Raw genomic sequence first — 17,675 nt, forward strand, 5'->3', positions numbered from 1 at the left:
GTCGGTGTATCAAGATCACGCTGTGCTTCAAGGTCACGCTGTGTCGAACGGCCCCGCTGCGCTTCAACGTCAGGCTGCGCCGAAAGTCGCCCTTGCGCGTTCTTCCGGGTCACAGCGTCATCAACTGACTTTCCCGCGCCACGTCCTGTGGTGTTGGAGACTTGGTTTGATGAGACTTTACTCGCAGCGGCCATCGGGTTAGCGGACTCCTTTGGCTCCGGCGTACGGCAGGAAACCCACCTTGGTGTAAACATCCTGCAGAGTGGCACCCGCGATGGCCCGTGCCTTGTCTGCGCCGTGGGCCAGCAGGCGATCGAGTTCAGCCGGATCCCCGAGCAACTCGTTGGCGCGCTCCCTGATGGGTGACAGATGCTCGGTGACAACCTCGGCCAGATCGACCTTCAGATGGCCGTACATTTTGCCCTGGTAGGCCTCAACGAGTGCTTCCACGCTCTGGCCGGTGATCGAGGAGTAGATAGTCAGGAGGTTTGAAACGCCGGGCTTCGTTTCCCGGTCAAACCGGATCTCGGTTTCGGCATCCGTGACTGCCGACTTGATCCTCTTGGCTATGAGCTTGGGCTCGTCCAGGAGGTTGATGAGGCCGGCAGGAGACTCAGCCGACTTGGACATCTTGGCTGTCGGGTTCTGGAGGTCATAGATCTTTGCCGAAGCCTTCTGGATGAAGGGTTCGGGCACCGTAAACGTTTCGCCGAAGCGGGTGTTGAAGCGGTTAGCGAGGTCGCGGCTGAGTTCCACGTGCTGGCGCTGGTCCTCGCCTACCGGAACACCGTGCGGCTGATAGAGCAGGATGTCCGCCGCCTGAAGCACGGGGTAGGTAAACAGCCCCACGTTGGCCTGGTCCGAGCCGTGCCGCAGCGACTTGTCCTTGAACTGGGTCATCCGCGAAGCCTCGCCGAAGCCCGTGATGCAATTCAGCACCCAGGCAAGCTGGGCATGCTCGGGCACCTGGGACTGGACAAACAGCGTGCACTTTTCCACATCGACGCCGCCGGCAATGTACTGGGCGGCCGTAATGCGGGTCCGTCGGGCAAGTTCCGCGGGGTCGTACGGGATGGTGATGGCGTGAAGATCCGGAATGAAGAACACGGCGTCGTATTCATCCTGCATCCGGACCCAGTTGACCAGCGCGCCGAGGTAGTTGCCCAGGTGCAGGGAATCAGCCGAAGGCTGCATTCCCGAAAGGATGCGGTGCCGCGCCGCCGTTTTCCGTTGACCGTCAGCAGAAGGCAAGGGCTGGGCGGAGGCCCCGGGGTCGGTCACGGTGGAAGGAGAGGTCATTCGGAGAAGCCTTAAGGGTTAGAGCCGGTAGTCCACTACCAGCGGTGCATGGTCGGAGAAACGGGTGTCCCATGAAGCGGCCCTGTCCACAACCGCCGAAAATGCTGCGGCGGCGAGGCCGGGAGTAGCCATGTGGTAGTCGATGCGCCAGCCTGTGTCCGCGTCGAAGGCCTTACCCCGCTGTGACCACCAGGTGTAGGGGCCATCAACATTTCCTGCCAGGCCCCTGTGGACATCCCTCCATCCGATTTCCTCACCAAAAAAACGGTCAAAGTAAGCGCGCTCTTCAGGCAGGAAGCCGGCACGCTTTACGTTGCCCTTCCAGTTCCTGATGTCCAGTTCGGTGTGTCCGACGTTCAGATCGCCCACCACCAAAGCGTGGTCGCTGTGCTTGGCCAGCTCCGGAAGTCGGGTGCTCATGACGTCCAGAAAACGGTACTTGTCGTCCTGCTTGGGTGTGCCGGCCTCCCCTGAATGTACGTAGGCACTGGCGACGGTCAGCTGCGCCGTTTGGCCTGCCGTATCGGTCACGTAGAAGTCCGCCTCAACCCAGCGGCCGGTGGTAGCGAAGTAATCGTCCCCGATACCTGAACGCGTGGCCACAGGGTCCGTGCGGGAAGCGATCGCGACACCGGCACGGCCTTTGGCCTCGGCTTCAGCATGCAGGATGTGCCAGCCCTCGCCGAGGAGTTCCCGCACGACGGCGTCCGGCGCGCGGACTTCCTGGAGACAAAGGATGTCGACCTCGCGGGGCTCCAGCCATGCGGACATGCCCTTCTTGTAGGCAGCACGTAGTCCGTTGACGTTTACTGATGCGATACGAAGGTAATCCTTCTTCAAAGCCGAGGTCACCCGCACTACTCTAGTCGATGATGGTTCCGCTGACGGGCTGGTCGTTACCGCCCGAGGACTTGATCATGTCCCTTGCATTGGTGGCTGTGATCTCGATTGTCTCCAAGGCACGGCCAATGGTGTCCTGATCAGCGGCTGCACCCTTTTCCCGCTCTTTCTCCACCACACGCACCTGAACCTGAACGATCTTGAAGGAGTGATCCAGCTTCAGGTCCCGCACCTCATCGGCATTGCTGCGCTCGGCCACCAGACGTGTTCCACCGCGGCCGGAGCTGGACGGTGAAGGCGCCAGGCCTGCGGCGGAGTTAAACGCGTTCTGCGCCTCTGTGATTTTTGCCCCCGCCTTTTTGGCCGCCCTTTGGATGCTGAGGACCACGAAGGCCGCCAAGGCCAGCCAGAAGAAGGCGATGATGGCGATAACCCAGCCCACGACGTCGTTCTGGTTTGCTGCGAAAATAACAGCGACCAGGAAGGCGATGATGAAAACCGTCATCCCCAGTCCGCTGATGCGGAACATACTGAACCCGCGCTTGGCCGGTTTGGAGTTACCTGGTTGGGAGGGGGACGCGGGATTGCCCAGAGATCGCATACACCAAGTATGGCAAACGCAACAGTGGCTCCATGCCCGCTTCCACCGCGGGCGAACGGACCAATGGCTTCAGGACAACTTGAGGAGCTTACTTCAGGAACAACTTGCGGAGCCGTCCGGTGGTCAGGAGTACACCCAGCACGATCATCACGAGGTAGTAGCCGATGTGGATCGGAGTGGCCGGGGTGAACACGCCCACGCTGATTTGCCGCAGCAGCTCGACCCCATGCCAGAGCGGCATCGCCTGGATGAACCACTGGATAGTCTGCGGGTAGACGCTGAGCGGGTAGAAGGTGGCGCTGAAGAGGAACATCGGGAGCATCACGAAGTTGATCCAGTCCATCTGCTGGAAGGTCTTCATGAAACTCGTAACACCCATGCCGAAGCTGGCAAACCCAAAAGCTATCAGCACCGCCGCTGGAATCATGAGCAGCGCCCACGGCGTGGTGATCAGGCCCATCAGGCCCATCACGGCGGTGAAGCCTGTGGCGTACAGCAGCCCGCGCAGCAGCGCCAGGAAGATCTCCCCCATGGCCACGTCCAGGGGACCCAGGGAGGTGTAGAGCATCCCCTGGTACAGCTTGGCGAAGTTCATCTTGAAGAACACATTCCAAGTGGAGTCGTAGACCGCCCCGTTCATGGCCGAAACCGCCAGCAACGCCGGAGCGATGTAGGCGGTGTAACTGATGTCGGAACCGCCCGGCCCCTGGACAGTACCAACAATGGCTCCGAGCCCGACCCCCATGGAAATGAGGAACAGTACCGGTTCGAAGAAGCCGGAGAGCATCACCATCCAGTTGCTGCTCTTGGTTGCCATGAGGCCGCGCGCCACTACGGCCTTTACGTTGCGTGAATAGAGAGGACCGAAGGACCTGTTGCGAGCGGCCTCGGTAACGCTGTGACCCTCCGTGAGGACGTTCATGAGGCCATCCTTTTCTCGAACTGACGTTTGGTCAGAACCCATCCCACGGCTGCCAGGCTGATGAGGAAAACGATGTGGACGATGGTCAGGAGCGGAGCCTCCTCGTAGCCGTAGCTGAAGACCCGCCCCAGCTCGGTGCCATGCCAGATGGGCGAGATCCAGCCGATCCACCGCACCACCAGCGGCAAGGTGTCGAGCGGAAAGAACGTGCCGGAGAACAGGAACAACGGCATCACGATGAAGCGCATGACCATAGCGAACTGGCCTTTGTCTTCCTTAATCGAAGCTGAATACGCCATCAGGGGCAGCCCGAAGGACAATCCGGCGAGAGTGGCCACAAGCACGGATACCCATCCCCAGCCGCTCGGCGAGGCGCCGAAGAGCGCCACAACCACGAAGTAGAGGGCGGACTGGACCACAAAGCGCAGGGTGACAGCCATGGCGTGCCCGCTTGCGATCTGTGAAGGAGTCAACGGCGAAGCATGGGGGCCGTAATAGGTGCGGCGCCACTTGAAGCCGTCCATCACGGGGAAAGTGAATTCGTTGGCTGCTGTCATCACGGAAGCAGAGACCAGCAGGGCAGGCGCGATGAACACAAGGTAGCTCACGCCGCCGAATGCTGAGGTGCTGTTTGCATCCACAAGGGTCGCCAATCCCACGCCCATGGCGAACAAGTAGGCGACGGGTTGCCCGACGCCGTACATCACGATGGTCCAGGTGTAGCCCTTCATCACGCGAAGGACCTGTTCCATATAGTAGAAAGCACCCCAGCGACGGGCGCGGGCGGCCGAGATCTCCGGAGAATGCGCTCGGCGGAGTGTAGCTGCACCCGCCCCGCCGCCTGAAGCAGTTGCTGCCTTAGGTTCAGTCAACGAGGCTCCTCCCCGTGAGGCGGAGGAACACGTCTTCGAGCGATGACCGGCGGACCAGTGACGTGAGTGGATGAAGGCCGCGGGCAGACACCTGTTCAAGGGCGGCCTCTCCGTCCTCGGCGTAAATGAGCACCCGGTCGGGAAGGGTCTCGATCCGTTCACCGATGCCCTCCAGCTCTGCACCGATGGACGTGTTGCGTTCGGACCCGAACCTCAGTTCCAGCACTTCCCGGGTGGAGTACTCCCGGATCAGGCTGGCAGGGGATCCTTCAGCCATGATCTTTCCCTTGTCCACCACAATCAGCCGGTCGCACAGCTGTTCAGCCTCATCCATGTAGTGGGTAGTCAGGATCAGCGTGACGCCTTGTTCCTTGAGCCGGAACAGCCGGTCCCAGAGGATGTGCCGCGCCTGGGGGTCAAGGCCGGTGGTGGGTTCGTCCAGCAACAGGATCCGCGGCTCATTGATCAGTGAGCGCGCAATGGTCAGGCGGCGCTTCATGCCTCCGGACAGGGCATCCACCTTGGACTTCGCCTTATCCGTCAGCTGCGCAAATTCGAGGAGTTCGTCGGCCTTGGGCCGCAGGTAGCTCATAGGCAGGCCGAAGTAGCGTCCGTAGACCAGGAGGTTGTCGCGGACACGCAGTTCCTCGTCCAGGTTGTCCTGTTGCGGCACAACCCCCAGGTGGGCACGCACCTCAGGTCCATGCTGGTCGGGGTCGAGGCCCATGATGGTGAGCCGGCCCGATGTGCGCTGCGAGACGCCACCGATCATCTTCATGGTGGTCGACTTGCCCGCGCCGTTCGGCCCAAGCAATCCGAAGGCTTCACCAGCCGGGACGTTGAAGGAAATATCGTCGACGGCGGTGACGTCGCCGTAGGTTTTGCTCAGGTTCTGCGCGGTAATGACGTACTCGTCTGTGTCTTTGCGGTCATTACGGGGAGGGCGGGAGGATGCTTTTTCTTTCGACACGAGTTCTGGCACCCACCTAACGCTAGTACTCGTATTCGAACAAAGAAAGAGTTCTCTCTCGAAATATTCATTCGATTTGGGATATTGTCCAGAGCTTGCCCGGAATGCCCAAATACGGGCCAGTCGTTAAACACGAGGGGTACCCGGCCAGTGAATGGCCGGGTACCCTTTCACGTTCAGAGCTCGCAAGCTTTAGGCGATTCCTGCGGGTCAGGCCAAACCTGCTTGCCGCTCCGCTGATTCCACTACGTTCTCGAGCAGCATCGCGCGGGTCATCGGACCCACGCCGCCCGGGTTGGGCGACAACCACGCCGCAACATCGGCGGCCTCGGGATCAACATCTCCGGTGACAACAGCCTTACCGTTGCCGTCGTCGACACGGCTCACGCCGACGTCGAGCACTATGGCCCCCGGCTTGAGGTCCTGCGCCTTGATCATGTGCGGCTGGCCGGCAGCAGCAATCACGACGTCGGCCTGCCGGAGTTCGGCGGGCAGGTCCCTGGTGCCGGTGTGGGCCAGAATAACCGTGGCGTTGACGTCTTTACGGGTCAACAGGAGTCCGACCGGTCGGCCGATGGTGACACCGCGCCCAACCACCAGCACCCGCTTGCCATTGAGGTCGATTCCGTGACGGGTCAGCAACTCCACACAGCCCTTGGGCGTACAGGGCAAAGGGGATTTCATCGGTCCGCTGACGTTGGCCACCAGCCGTCCGAGGTTCATCGGATGCAGGCCGTCGGCGTCCTTGTCAGGGTCCATGGCCTCAAGGATGACGTCCTGGTCGATGTGCTTGGGCAACGGAAGCTGGACGATGTAGCCGGTGCAGTCCGGGTTCTCATTCAGCTCCCGGACAACCTCCAGCAACTCCTCCTGGGTGGCAGTATCCGGAAGGTCGCGCCGGATGGAGGTGATGCCAACTTCGGCGCAGTCCTTGTGCTTTCCTGCCACGTACCAGGTGCTTCCGGGATCGGAGCCCACCAGGACGGTGCCAAGCCCGGGCACCACTCCCTTGGCCGTGAGTGCGGCAACGCGCTCCGTCAGTTCCGTCTTGATGGCAGCAGCCACGGCCTTGCCGTCAAGAACCTGGGCAGTGCCCTGAGAGCCAGTGGAAACCACGCTTACCACTGCTCATGCTGCGGATACAGCGGGAAGTCGGCGGCGAGTTTGTCTACTCGGGCCTGGAGTGCCTGTACGTCAGTGGCAGCACCGGACTTGAGGGCGGTGGCGATGATGTCTGCAACCTCGGTGAATTCCGCCGCGCCGAAGCCGCGGGTGGCCAGAGCGGGCGTACCGATGCGCAGGCCGGAGGTGACCATCGGCGGGCGCGGGTCGAACGGGACAGCGTTTCGGTTGACGGTGATACCCACCGAGTGCAGGAGATCCTCGGCCTGCTGGCCATCCAGCTGCGAGTTGCGGAGGTCCACCAGGACCAAGTGGACGTCGGTGCCGCCGGTGAGGACCGAGACGCCGGCTTCGGCGACGTCGGACCCGGTGAGGCGGTCAGCGATGATCTTGGCGCCTTCAAGGACGCGCTCCTGGCGCTCCTTGAACTCTTCGGTGCCGGCGATCTTGAACGCGACAGCCTTGGCGGCAATAACGTGCATGAGCGGGCCGCCCTGCTGGCCCGGGAAGACGTTGGAGTTCAGCTTCTTGGCCCACTCCTGCTTCGCCAGGATCACGCCGGAGCGGGGACCTGAAAGCGTCTTGTGAACAGTGGAGGTAACGACGTCGGAGTGCGGCACCGGGCTCGGGTGCAGTCCTGCTGCCACCAGGCCGGCGAAGTGTGCCATGTCGGTCCAGAGCAGTGCGCCTACCTCGTCCGCGATGGAGCGGAAGGCAGCGAAGTCAAGGTGGCGGGGGTAGGCGGACCAGCCGGCGATGATCACCTGCGGCTTCTCTGCAATGGCCTGTGCGCGCAGCTTGTCCATGTCGATGCGGAAGTTGTCCTCTTCCACCTGGTAAGCGGCCACGTTGTAGAGCTTGCCGGAGAAGTTCAGCTTCATGCCATGGGTGAGGTGTCCGCCATGGGCCAGGGACAGGCCCAGGATCTTGTCACCCGGGGTGATCATGGCCGAGAGCGCCGCCGCGTTGGCCTGGGCGCCGGAGTGAGGCTGGACGTTGGCGTACTCAGCACCGAACAGTGTCTTGACGCGGTCGATGGCCAGCTGCTCAGCGACGTCGACATATTCACAGCCGCCGTAGTAGCGGCGTCCCGGGTAGCCTTCTGCGTACTTATTCGTCAGGACAGAGCCCTGGGCTTCCATCACGGCGCGGGGGGCGAAGTTCTCGGAGGCAATCATTTCCAGGGTGCCGCGCTGGCGGCCGAGCTCCTGATCCAGGACTGCTGCGATTTCGGGGTCAAGCTCGGCCAGCGATTGGTTGCTGACCACTGACGAGGTCGTGGGAGTGGAAGTAGTCACGAAGAACTCCTGGCTAGGGAACGGTTACTGCTAAAGGTCAGGCTACCGGCTGGCGAATGGCTCCGCCCGTTGGTTACGGGTCCCCTGGACACAGGACGGCCGCTACGGAGAACCACAGCAAGAGGCGGCAGCATAGTGCACTGCCATCCGGCAAAACATGACCCTCGGCCCAGGCGTACGATCCGTGGTCTTCGTGAGTGCCGCTCCCTGGTGGTTAGCCACCCAACGCCAGTTGCGACCGGTTAAGCGTACAACAGGAGCCATGCCCGCGCAGGTAGGCTGGTCTCCGTGACTGAAGACCTGCTGAACGACTCGTACGTTGTAACCCTCTCCTGCCCGGACCGTCCCGGGATTGTGCATGCCGTCGCCGGCGCTCTCCTGCTGGCCGGATGCAACATTAAGGACTCGCAGCAATACGGAAGCCAGGCGACCGGAACGTTCTTCATGCGGGTGGAGGCCACCACCACCGCCTCCCAGGCAGAGCTGCACACATCGTTGGATCCCGTTGCCCGGGCTTTTGACATGCAGTGGACGCTCAACCCGGCCGGACGCAAGGTTCGGACGCTGCTGATGGCCAGCAAGTCTGCGCACTGCCTCAATGACCTGCTGTTCCTGCAGCGCTCCGGAACGTTGCCGATTGAGATCCCCGCCATCGTCTCCAACCACCGGGACCTCGAGGGCCTTGCTGACTTCTACGGAATCCCGTTCCATCACATCCCCGTCACCCCTGAAACCAAGGTGGACGCCGAGGATGCATTGCGGGCCATCATGGCTGCGAACGACGTCGAGCTCACGGTACTTGCCCGCTACATGCAGGTCCTTTCAGACTCCTTGTGCACCGAACTCACAGGCAAGGCGATCAATATCCATCACTCGTTCCTGCCCTCCTTCAAGGGTGCGAAACCGTATCACCAGGCCCATGCCCGCGGCGTGAAACTGATTGGCGCCACCGCCCACTACGTCACTGCTGCCCTGGATGAGGGACCCATTATTGAGCAGGAGGTCATCCGCGTGGACCACCGCCAGACCGCCGAGCAGTTCGTGCAGATGGGCCGGGACGTGGAAGGCCGCACACTCGCGCAGGCTGTGCAGTGGCATGCCGAACACCGTGTGCTGCTGGACGGCAACAGGACTGTTGTCTTCAACTGACGGTCGTTGACCGGCACTGGAGAGGCGTCCTCTAGGCTGTACCCATGGCTCCCCTCTACACCTTTGACGGCAACACCCCGGACGTCCACGACTCAGTTTTTGTGGCCCCCACGGCTTCGATCATCGGCAGGGCATCGCTTGCTGAAAATGCCAGTGCATTCTTCGGGGTCTCAGTAAGGGCCGACACCGCCGCGATCACCGTCGGAGCGGGAAGCAACCTCCAGGACAACGTGGTGCTGCACGCGGATCCGGGCTTCCCCTGCACTGTCGGGGCGGGCGTCAGCGTCGGGCACAGCGCCGTCGTCCACGGCTGCACCGTTGAGGATGACTGCCTTATCGGGATGAGCGCAACCATCCTGAATGGGGCAGTGATCGGCGGCGGTTCTCTCGTGGGCGCAGGCGCCGTCGTCCTGGAGGGGACGGTAATTCCGCCGCGTTCGCTCGTTGCCGGCGTGCCCGCGAAGGTACGGCGGGAACTGAGCGAGGAAGAGTTCGACGGCGTCCGGCGCAACGCCGAGCGGTACGTGGAGCTTGCCCGTGCCCACCGCCAGGAACAATCCGGGCTCTAAAGCTGGCTCACTCGACGCTAGCTGACGGGACACCATTCCGCCGCCCTCGGGTATGGTGTCTGAATGGTTCGTAGACTCGCCGATATTGGGGCCGAGGGCGTCCTGCTGGCCGGGGCAGGGCGTGCCATCCTGCTGCAGATTGCCAATCCCTCGATCGGCCACGCCGTGGCTGAGCACAGCAATTTCATGGAACGGCCGCTTGACCGGCTGCGTACCACCATGAGTTATGTCTATGCCGTGATCTATGGCTCACCGGAGCAACTGGCCGCCATGCGACGAAGCGTCAACCGTGCCCACGCGCCGGTCCGCCGCCAGGCTGGCGCCAATTCCAAGGGCTACAACGCTTTCGACGCCGAGTCCCAGCTTTGGGTGGTGGCCACCCTTTACGACACAGCGGTGACTGTTTACGAACGCATCCATGGCCCGCTCGACGACGATTCCGCCGATGCCGTTTACCGCGAGTACGCGAAAATCGGGACAGCCCTGCAGCTCCCGGACGAGATGTGGCCGGCTAACCGGTCAGCGTTCCGTGAGTACTGGAACCGAAGCCTTACCAACATGAAGGTGGACGAAGTTGCTGTTCGGGTGGCGCGGGACCTGCTGTATCCGTCGGCTGTACCGGTGTGGCTGCGGCTCACCATGCCCCTGGCCCGGCTCCTGACCGCTGGCCTCCTGCCTGACTCGCTTCGGGAGGATTTCAGGCTGCCTTGGAATAAGGGACGGCGTCGGCGCTTCGAAAGGATCGTGCGCCTGCTGGCGGTGGTCAATCCGCTTCTGCCGCAGCGGGTCAGGCATTGGCCGAGGGATTACTATCTGGGCCAAATCGACAGCGTGGCTCACCCACCCCGCTCAATCGTACCGTCAGCCGATCTACGCCGGGCAGATGCCTGAGCCTGCTGCCGGAGGCGACGGTACTTCCACCGAACAGTTCCTGCATCAACGGGCTCACCAGTACCTGGACAAGGTAACTCCATGGGGCCTACGTTCGGGGCTGGTCGAGTTCGGAGTCTTTGGACTGAAACAGGCCTGGGCGTGTGTTTTTGGCGCACTGCTCCTCGCCGTCATCCTGGCGGTGCGCCTCTGGTATCCGGACAGTGCGCTACTGGCCAGGAACGACTTCCTGACGTTGGCCGCCATAGCCATCCAGGTCCTGATGGTCGTCACCAGGCTTGAAACCCTCCGCGAGTTGCGGGTGATCTTGCTGTTCCACGTAGTGGGAACGGGCATGGAGCTCTTCAAAACGAGTGTTGGGTCCTGGTCCTATGAGGCCGACGGTCTTCTCCGCCTCGGAGCCGTTCCGCTCTTCAGCGGTTTCATGTATGCGGCCGTGGGCTCCTACATGGTGCGCGTTTACCGCATCTTTGACCTGCGATTTTCCCGCTATCCCAAGCGCTGGATCACGGCTGTCCTGGCCAGCGCCATCTATGTGAATTTCTTCTCCCATCACTATCTTGCGGATGCCCGGTGGATTTTGCTCGCCTCAATTGCTGTCATCTTCGGCCGGTGCATGATGCGCTTCCGGGTGTTCCGCAGGCACTTCAGGATGCCGTTGGTCCTATCGTTTCTGCTGGTTAGCCTGTTCATCTGGATCGCCGAGAACATCGCCACCTGGTCCAATGCGTGGCTGTATCCAAGCCAGGTGAACGGCTGGCACCTCGTGTCGCTCGACAAGCTGGTCTCCTGGTTCCTCCTGATGATCATCTCGGTGGTGCTCGTCGCCTGGGTCTACAAGCCTTATCCACCCGACCCCGAGCCCGCCGAAGGAACAGAAGAAGAAACAGGCGCTGGTCAGCCATCCATCGGGAGTTCAGTCGAGGGCGATCGGACCCAGGTCCTCTAGCAATTCACCCGGTCCCGGATTTTCCGGAGCGGACTGCCCGCCCAGATGGTTAACCACTCCCCAGACGGCGTTCAATCCTGTGGTGACTGCGCCTTCCGCCCAGCCAGCAGTAAACGAGACGTCGTCCCCGGCCAGGAAGATCCCCCGCTGGTGCTCCGGGAGTTTGTCCTGCTTGAAATGCGAGAAAAGCCGCTGCTGGTAGCGGTAATGCCCGGGCAGATTCGCCTTGAAAGCTCCCATGAAGTTGGGATCGGCTTCCCAGGAAACAGTGATGGGCTGTCCGATGATGTGGCTGGCGATATCCACACCGGGATAGATCTGCTGCAGCGAATGCAGCATGAGTTCCACACGCTGGTCCGCATCCAGGGCCAGCCACTTGAGGGCGTCATCATTCCACGTATAGGACAGGAGAATGACAGCAGGCTTGTCGGGACCGTCGTCGAGCAGGTAAGTGGCCCGGTTCAGCCGGTCCGTTAGGGTCATCGAGAGAACTTCCCGTCCCGTGCCCGGATCGATGTCCTTCCAGAACGGCCTGTCCACCATCACGAAAGTCTTGGACGACTGCATGTAGTGGGAGCGTTCAATTGCTGTCCACAGCTGGGCGGGAAACAGCGCCTCCTCGGTATGGATCCTGGTGGACAGCAACCAGGACTGGCAGGTGGTGACGACAGCCGGGTAGGCAGCTTCGCGGCCCCAGCGTTCCCGGACCAGGAAATTACCGGACGGGAGATCGCCATTGTTTGCACGGACGATCCTGTCAACAGCGCCGCGGGGCGATCCGGAATGCAGTGAGGAAAGGGAAGTGCCTTCGGGCCAGTGGGCCATGCCCGACGGCGCATGCTTCCACAGTGCCTCCGGCAGCCGCTGCGCGCCGCCGCTTATCATGCGGTGCTGATCGTCGGCGTCGGTATAAACAACCCGCAGGATTTCCAGAATGGAATTAGGGAAGTCGGTGTCCCAGCCGCCGGTCCCGAAACCCACCTGGCCGAACGCTTCCCTGTGCGCAAAACCCGCGTCCTTGAAGGATTTGCTTTCCGCAATAAACCCGTAGAACGTCTGTTCATCAAGCTCCGGGAGCAGATCGTTCCAGATTTCCTTGATCCGGGCGGTGTCCCGCGCACGAATGGCCTGCTGCATCTCACTGAACCGGGCGCCGTCGTTCACTGCATGCTTCCAGGCCTCCGCCACTTCACGGAAGAACGGCGGCAGGTCCGCTGAAGTGGTGGCATAGTGCTTCTCCCCCGCGAGCTCAATCACCGTACTGGAGGTGCCGGGGGCAAGCGGGTTGGGAAAATCTTGCGTCTGCAGCCCAAGCAGGTCCACGTAGTGGTAGAACGCCTTGCCGGAAACAGGGAAGCGCATGCCACCCAGGTCCGCCACCACCTCAGGGGCCGACGGGAAGTTGGCCGTCCGCAGCCGCCCACCGATCTGGTCGGCCTCGTACACCACCGGGCGCAACCCAAGTTTCATCAGTTCATAGGCCGTGACAAGTCCCGAAAGCCCGGCGCCGATGATGGCCACTTCTGTTCCATACAACTCCGGCGGCACCGAGCCGAGGCCATTGGGGTGGGCCAGATAGTGGTCGTAACTGAACGGGAAATCCGGGTTCAGCATGGTGATGGGGCCCGGAGTGTCCAGGGTGCTTGAAGGATCGGAAGCCGGCAATTCAGTGGCGGTGGTCATGGGAGGTATGCCTTTGTCAGTTCAGGATTGGACTGGAGATACGGAGGTAATCACGAGGACTGATATTCGGAGGACCGGTGACGTGTTAGTTCACCGTATTCCTCCTGGCTCAGTGCGGCTACCCGTGAGTTGCGGCGGCCGTAGCTGAAGTATGCGGCGATGCCCACGAGCATCCATAGTCCGAAGACCACCCAGGTATCGGCGCCGAGGTTGAGCATGAGGTAACCGCACATGGCCGCGCCGAGGATGGGCGTCAGCGGAAACAGCGGAACACGGAAGGTCCGCTCCAGTTCGGGCCGGGTGCGCCGCAGGTAGATGACGGCGACGTTGACCAGGGCAAAGGCAAAGAGGGTTCCGATGCTGGTGGCGTCCGCGAGGGCCCCGAGCGGCACGAGCCCTGCTGTGAGGGCGACGGCGATGCCCACGATGAGCGTTCCGGCCACCGGCGTTCCTGTCCGGCGGGAAACACGGCCAAAGATCCTCGGAACCAGACCATCGCGCGACATCGAGAGCAGGATGCGGGTCTGTCCATAGAGGACGGTGAGCACAATGGAGGCGATGGCCAGGACTGCACCCACCGAAAAGACGAGCGCGATCCACGGCTGGCCGGTGGTTTCCTCAAGGATGCGGACCAGGGCGGCATCAGTGCCGTCGAACCAGCCCCAGGGCCTGGCACCGATCGCAGCCACGGCAACGAGGACATAGATGGTGGTGACGATGACCATGGACAGCATGATGGCCCTCGGCAGGTCGCGCTTCGGGTTCCGCGCTTCCTCGCCCGCGGTGGAAGCGGCGTCAAAACCGATGTAGGAGAAGAATACGCTGGAAGCGGCGGCGGAAACACCGGCTGCCCCCATCGGCAGGAGAGGTTCGAAGTTGCCGGCGTTGAAGGCCGTGAAAGCAACTGCGCAGAAGAAGACAAGGATGCCTACCTTGACGACAACGATCGCGGTGTTGATCCACGCGCTCTCCTTGGCGCCACGCACCAGCAACAGCATGGCAAGCACCACGATCACCATGGCCGGGATGTTCATCATCCCGCCTTCACCCGGCGGCTGTGAGATCGCATCCGGAAGGACGTTACCGAAGACAGCGAGGGTTTCGTTTACGTATTGTCCCGCCCCGACGGCTACTGCAGCGACAGAAACCGCATATTCCAGGACAAGGCACCAGCCGCAGATCCACGCCATGCCCTCGCCCATGGTGGCGTAGCTGTAGGAGTAGCTGGAGCCCGCGACGGGCACGAGGCCGGCCATCTCGGCGTAGGAAACGGCGGACAGCAGCGCAGCGAGTCCGGCGATGGCGAAGGAGATCCAGATCGCCGGACCGGCCAGCGGTACGGATTCGCCGAGGATCACCAGGATCCCGGTTCCGAGGGTGGCTCCCACACTGATCATGGTCAGCTGCAGCACGCCAAAGCTGCGGACCAGCCTGGGAGCGTCCTGACTGCCTTCCGCCTCGCTAAGCATCTGACCGATCGGCTTTCGGCGGAGCAGCTGCGCCGTCAGCCCGGTGCGCTGCCCACCCCCTTCCGGTGCGGCGGCGGGCTTCTGTCCGGTGATGGTTGGCAGAGTCATCGTTGACGTCCGTTCGTGAGTAGTGAGCCAATTTCCCTCGACCAAGCTTGGCATGTGAGCCACCTCTCACAGTTGTGCAAAATGACCTATAGTGATCTGCCATGAGACAAAATGCACAGAACGCAAGCACTGCAGGCGCGGTGTTTTCAGGGCAGGTCAGCGTAGACCTCTCGGCAATTGCAAGCAACGTCCGTAGGCTCCGGGAGCTTTCACCTGCACGGCATTTCATGGCGGTTGTGAAGGGAAACGCGTACGGGCACGGGCTGGTGGACGTCGCCAGAACGGCAGTTTCCGCCGGCGCCGACTGGCTCGGAACCGCGCAGCTCACAGAAGCGATCACCCTTCGCAAGGACGGTATCACCGCGCCGGTGTTGTCCTGGTTGTACCTGGCTTCAGCCTCCAGCGAGGTCATCCGGGAAGCCGCCGAACACGACGTCGACATGTCAGTGGGCAGCGTTGCCCAGCTCGACGTGCTGGCCGGGGTTGCCCGTCTGGCAAAGCAGCGGGTGGCGGTGCACCTCGAACTGGACAGCGGGCTAAGCCGTGGCGGTGCGCGCGCCGAGGACTGGCCGGAACTGGTGGCTGCTGCCCGCGTGGCCGAGCTCGAGGGGACCCTCATGGTGCGCGGGGTATGGACGCACCTGGCCTGGGCCGATGTTCCTGCCCACCCCGGAAATGCCGCAGCCGTGGCCGCTTTCGAGGACGCAGTGCAGCAAGCACGGACAGCAGGACTTGAACCCGAACTGTGCCACGTTTCCAGTTCAGCGAACATCCTGGACCGCCCGGAGTTCGCCTTCGACATGGTCCGGGCGGGCCTGGCTATCTACGGATTGGCCCCGGCTGACCATCTCGACCCCGCAGCCTTCGGGCTTCGCCCCGCCTTGACCGTTACGGCACCGGTGGTACTGGTGAAGAAGGTGCCCGCCGGCACAGGGATCAGTTATGAACACCAGGCCATCACACACGAACCCCGGTATCTTGGCCTGATCCCGTTGGGCTACGCCGACGGCATTCCCAAGGGCATTTCGGGTCGCAGCGTGGTGCAGTTGGGTGGGCGCCGCGTTCCTGTGATCGGGAAGGTCTGCATGGACCAGTTCATGGTGGATCTGGGCCCCGAAACGGGCGGTGTCTGCGTTGGTGACACGGCTGTGCTATTTGGAGATCCAGGCACCGGGGCCGCGAGCGCTGATGACTGGGGAGCTGCAATCGGCAGCCATGGCGATGAGATCATCAACCGGATAGCACCCCGTCTGCCGCGTGCTTACGAGTGCCCTGATTACGAGGAACTCCACAGAGGCGCCCCCAATGTCGCCTGACGCCGGAACCGAAGGGCTGACCGCTGTTACGCTCGAACAGTTCCTGGCGCAGTTGCCGCCGGAGTTAAGCACCCTGCACGACGGCGGCAACCGCACCAGGACGCTGCGGTGGGTTGAGCCAAGCGAGCTGGAGGACCCAACGCCCTATCTGCTCGATGGCGAGTTCCTCCTCACCTCCGGCCTACCCTTCGTGGGCGAAGGCGGTGCCGCAGAGAAGGTGGATGCCTATGTGGCGAGGCTCGTTCAGGCCAGCGTGACCGCCCTTGGCTTCGGCCTGGAACCCTATTTCAAGGCGGTTCCGGACGCCGTGGTTCAGGCTTGCATCCGCCACAACCTGACCCTTGTGGAGATCCCGCACACGGTGCCGTTCGCGGCCCTGGGCCTTGAATTCTCCCAGCTGCTGGAATCAGATAAGGCCAGGCTGCTGCGGGAATTGGCGGACACCAACAGGCAACTGATGAGAGCCGTGCTTTCCGCCCGGCCGGAGCACGAACTCCTCGCCGCCCTTGTGCAGCGGGTCCCCGTGTGGGCTCTTCTGGTGGGTGCTGACGGAAGGGCCAGGGCACGTGCGGGTGCAGTCCCGGAGCTGGCCAAGCTGCAGCCACTGCTGGGCCGCCTTCTTTCCGGGAGCGGACCCCGGGTGGAAACGGATACCCTGGACTCCCCCGGCTCCTCCCAGGTATTCGGACACCCCTTGCGCAGCACGCGGGATGCCAATCTGGGCGGCCTGGTCCTGGGCAGCGACAAGCCCCTGACGCCAGCGCAGAACAGTGTGGTGTCATCCGCCGTCGGCCTCCTGGAACTTCTGGTGCGCCAGCGGACCAGCGGTTCCCTGGCGCCAAGCCAGCTGGCGACGGCGCTGCTGCTGCATCCGGACAGCCTGGCAACCGGGGGAACCCGGCACGTAAACGCCATGAGGGACCTGCTGGCGCAAAGCACAGGCTCCTCGCGCTCGGCATCTCTCCGCGTGGTTCAGGGGATCAAGACCGAGCAGGCTATCAAGAGGGATTCCCCCTCCTGGCCTGCGGGCGACAGTCCTGTCAGGGAGCTCCTGCAGTGGCGGCGGATGCTGGACACCAAGCTCGTGGAGATCACCGATTACGGCTTCACCGCAATCACGCGGCTGAAGGTGGACGACGCCCTTTTGGCCGACGTCGAAAAGCTCGGTTGGCGTCTGGCTATCGGAGATGCCACCGAATTGACCGGCCTTGCTGCCGCCCATCAGCGTGTGACCTCGCTTCGTCCCCGGGTCAAAACCACAGGCAGGAGCGCCAGGGTGGACGAGGTCAGCTGGTCAGTTGAAGGACTTTTGGGGCGCGACGCCGGGACGATGCTTGCCGCCCGGCTGTTGGAGCCGATCCTCAATCAGGACGCCGAGCGCCGCACCACACAGCTTTCAGTCCTGCGCGCGTGGCTGGGCGAAAACGGGAGTTGGGATGCCACAGCGAAGGTCCTGGGCCTGCATCGGAACAGCGTGCGCCGGCAGATCAACGCCCTGGGCGAGCTGTTGGACATGGACCTTAACCAGGCCCGCGTACGTGCGGAACTCTGGTTCGCACTCCAGTATGCCCACGAAGTTCCCGGCCTGCCGGAGGTTTCCGCCTAGTCCTCTGTGGC

General features: G+C 62.5%; 16 protein-coding genes. 6 read left to right on the plus strand and 10 right to left on the minus strand.

Annotated features, from left to right (window positions below; genetic code table 11):
* Window positions 1-198: 198 nt before the first annotated feature.
* The 8 genes from trpS to glyA all read right to left on the minus strand — a co-directional run bounded on the left by trpS (window position 199) and on the right by glyA (window position 7,924).
* Window positions 199-1,299 carry a tryptophan--tRNA ligase gene (trpS, locus tag M1E05_RS15915; RefSeq protein WP_461163501.1) on the minus strand — a complete coding sequence of 367 codons (1,101 nt, stop codon included), beginning with the start codon at window positions 1,297-1,299 and terminating at the stop codon, window positions 199-201.
* Window positions 1,300-1,317: 18 nt separating this feature from the next.
* On the minus strand, window positions 1,318-2,151 hold the full coding sequence (locus tag M1E05_RS15920; protein WP_461163502.1) for an exodeoxyribonuclease III: 834 nt from the start codon (window positions 2,149-2,151) through the stop codon (window positions 1,318-1,320).
* Window positions 2,152-2,161: 10 nt separating this feature from the next.
* The gene (locus tag M1E05_RS15925) at window positions 2,162-2,740 is read right to left on the minus strand and encodes a hypothetical protein (RefSeq protein WP_458113581.1); all 579 of its coding nucleotides are present in this window, start codon (window positions 2,738-2,740) and stop codon (window positions 2,162-2,164) included.
* A gap of 88 nt (window positions 2,741-2,828) precedes the next feature.
* The gene (locus tag M1E05_RS15930) at window positions 2,829-3,662 is read right to left on the minus strand and encodes an ABC transporter permease (protein WP_461163503.1); all 834 of its coding nucleotides are present in this window, start codon (window positions 3,660-3,662) and stop codon (window positions 2,829-2,831) included.
* Window positions 3,659-4,534 carry an ABC transporter permease gene (locus M1E05_RS15935; RefSeq protein ID WP_461163504.1) on the minus strand — a complete coding sequence of 292 codons (876 nt, stop codon included), beginning with the start codon at window positions 4,532-4,534 and terminating at the stop codon, window positions 3,659-3,661. Before M1E05_RS15935 ends, M1E05_RS15930 begins: the two co-directional genes overlap by 4 nt.
* Complete coding sequence (locus M1E05_RS15940) at window positions 4,527-5,438, minus strand: ABC transporter ATP-binding protein (RefSeq protein ID WP_461165268.1); 912 nt, start codon at window positions 5,436-5,438, stop codon at window positions 4,527-4,529. Before M1E05_RS15940 ends, M1E05_RS15935 begins: the two co-directional genes overlap by 8 nt.
* 276 nt (window positions 5,439-5,714) lie before the next feature.
* Window positions 5,715-6,620, minus strand: coding sequence for a bifunctional methylenetetrahydrofolate dehydrogenase/methenyltetrahydrofolate cyclohydrolase (locus M1E05_RS15945; RefSeq protein WP_458113578.1), 906 nt, complete (start codon window positions 6,618-6,620; stop codon window positions 5,715-5,717).
* 2 nt (window positions 6,621-6,622) lie between these two features.
* Window positions 6,623-7,924, minus strand: coding sequence for a serine hydroxymethyltransferase (glyA, locus tag M1E05_RS15950; RefSeq protein WP_458113577.1), 1,302 nt, complete (start codon window positions 7,922-7,924; stop codon window positions 6,623-6,625).
* A gap of 288 nt (window positions 7,925-8,212) precedes the next feature.
* Here glyA and purU point away from each other — a divergent pair, with 288 nt between their 5' ends.
* From purU to M1E05_RS15970, 4 genes are all read left to right on the plus strand, one after another.
* Entirely contained in the window at window positions 8,213-9,073 is an 861-nt protein-coding gene (gene purU / locus M1E05_RS15955) for a formyltetrahydrofolate deformylase (protein ID WP_458113576.1), read from the plus strand.
* Between the two features lie 44 nt (window positions 9,074-9,117).
* Window positions 9,118-9,642, plus strand: a complete 525-nt coding sequence (locus M1E05_RS15960; protein ID WP_458113575.1) for a gamma carbonic anhydrase family protein — start codon at window positions 9,118-9,120, stop codon at window positions 9,640-9,642.
* A gap of 63 nt (window positions 9,643-9,705) precedes the next feature.
* Entirely contained in the window at window positions 9,706-10,533 is an 828-nt protein-coding gene (locus M1E05_RS15965; RefSeq protein ID WP_458113574.1) for an oxygenase MpaB family protein, read from the plus strand.
* Entirely contained in the window at window positions 10,526-11,482 is a 957-nt protein-coding gene (locus M1E05_RS15970; protein ID WP_458113573.1) for a DUF817 domain-containing protein, read from the plus strand. The genes M1E05_RS15965 and M1E05_RS15970 overlap by 8 nt, the downstream gene beginning before the upstream one ends.
* Here M1E05_RS15970 and M1E05_RS15975 read toward each other — a convergent pair.
* Complete coding sequence (locus M1E05_RS15975; RefSeq protein WP_461163505.1) at window positions 11,450-13,165, minus strand: flavin monoamine oxidase family protein; 1,716 nt, start codon at window positions 13,163-13,165, stop codon at window positions 11,450-11,452. The genes M1E05_RS15970 and M1E05_RS15975 overlap by 33 nt on opposite strands.
* Window positions 13,166-13,215: 50 nt before the next feature.
* Window positions 13,216-14,742 (minus strand): amino acid permease, encoded by a 1,527-nt coding sequence (locus tag M1E05_RS15980; protein WP_461163506.1) that lies wholly within the window; start codon window positions 14,740-14,742, stop codon window positions 13,216-13,218.
* Between the two features lie 101 nt (window positions 14,743-14,843).
* On the opposite strand from M1E05_RS15980, the gene alr reads away from it, so the two are divergent.
* Together alr and M1E05_RS15990 are read left to right on the plus strand one after the other, a co-directional pair.
* Entirely contained in the window at window positions 14,844-16,058 is a 1,215-nt protein-coding gene (gene alr / locus M1E05_RS15985) for an alanine racemase (protein WP_461163507.1), read from the plus strand.
* A complete protein-coding gene (locus M1E05_RS15990; RefSeq protein ID WP_461163508.1) occupies window positions 16,048-17,664 on the plus strand; it encodes a PucR family transcriptional regulator in 1,617 nt (538 codons plus the stop codon). Before alr ends, M1E05_RS15990 begins: the two co-directional genes overlap by 11 nt.
* Window positions 17,665-17,675 lie beyond the last annotated feature (11 nt).

The sequence above is a fragment of the Arthrobacter sp. R4-81 genome, from assembly GCF_054792365.1.

What these genes read in the sequence shown, in the direction of transcription:
- alr (WP_461163507.1), top strand. Translation starts at nt 14,844, where the DNA reads ATGAGACAAAATGCACAGAACGCAAGCACTGCAGGCGCGGTGTTTTCA.
- M1E05_RS15925 (WP_458113581.1), bottom strand. Translation starts at nt 2,740, where the DNA reads ATGCGATCTCTGGGCAATCCCGCGTCCCCCTCCCAACCAGGTAACTCC.
- M1E05_RS15960 (WP_458113575.1), top strand. Translation starts at nt 9,118, where the DNA reads ATGGCTCCCCTCTACACCTTTGACGGCAACACCCCGGACGTCCACGAC.
- M1E05_RS15965 (WP_458113574.1), top strand. Translation starts at nt 9,706, where the DNA reads ATGGTTCGTAGACTCGCCGATATTGGGGCCGAGGGCGTCCTGCTGGCC.
- M1E05_RS15970 (WP_458113573.1), top strand. Translation starts at nt 10,526, where the DNA reads ATGCCTGAGCCTGCTGCCGGAGGCGACGGTACTTCCACCGAACAGTTC.
- M1E05_RS15980 (WP_461163506.1), bottom strand. Translation starts at nt 14,742, where the DNA reads ATGACTCTGCCAACCATCACCGGACAGAAGCCCGCCGCCGCACCGGAA.
- M1E05_RS15990 (WP_461163508.1), top strand. Translation starts at nt 16,048, where the DNA reads ATGTCGCCTGACGCCGGAACCGAAGGGCTGACCGCTGTTACGCTCGAA.
- M1E05_RS15975 (WP_461163505.1), bottom strand. Translation starts at nt 13,165, where the DNA reads ATGACCACCGCCACTGAATTGCCGGCTTCCGATCCTTCAAGCACCCTG.
- trpS (WP_461163501.1), bottom strand. Translation starts at nt 1,299, where the DNA reads ATGACCTCTCCTTCCACCGTGACCGACCCCGGGGCCTCCGCCCAGCCC.
- M1E05_RS15930 (WP_461163503.1), bottom strand. Translation starts at nt 3,662, where the DNA reads ATGAACGTCCTCACGGAGGGTCACAGCGTTACCGAGGCCGCTCGCAAC.